At 30.4% G+C, this 471-nt stretch carries 1 protein-coding gene; it reads right to left on the reverse strand.

What is annotated here, in order from left to right; genetic code table 11:
• Nucleotides 1-347 (reverse strand): transposase family protein (locus ACEYW6_RS36625; protein WP_412983669.1); only part of this gene is annotated, 347 nt, incomplete at its 3' end.
• Between the last annotated feature and the right edge of the window lie 124 nt (nucleotides 348-471).

Consider the following 471-nt stretch of genomic DNA (forward strand, 5'->3'; position numbering starts at 1 on the left):
ACTTCCTTGATTACTTTCATCGCTAGTCTTTTTGTGTAAGTTCTTCTAGTTTTTACAAAAGACAATTTTTCGCTAAAAACTTGATGACATTCTGTACATTTCAATTGACGACGATTTACTTTGAAAATTACTTGATAGTCACTCATTGGTATATCTCTGACCATATACCAATGATTTTGATGAGTTTTATTAGTTGTCTTTCCACAGTGAGGACACTGAGAAACTTTTGACTGATTTTGGATTTCAATTACGATCTCATCGTCGGTGATAAAATCGTAATTCACCACCTTGATATCTTCAATATTAATCAGTTTAGTAATAAAATGAAGTAGGGGATTAGAAGGCATATTTATTAAAATGATAATTTTATTTTCAATATTTATTGTCTTTTGTACTCTCAATTACTTCTGCATTTCCTTCCCAGCTTGGGTTATTGACACCAATCACTGGTAATTGTATTGAAATATATTT

This window comes from Nostoc sp. UIC 10607 (assembly GCF_047228265.1).
In the GTDB taxonomy this organism is placed as follows: Bacteria; Cyanobacteriota; Cyanobacteriia; order Cyanobacteriales; family Nostocaceae; genus Nostoc; species Nostoc foliaceum_A.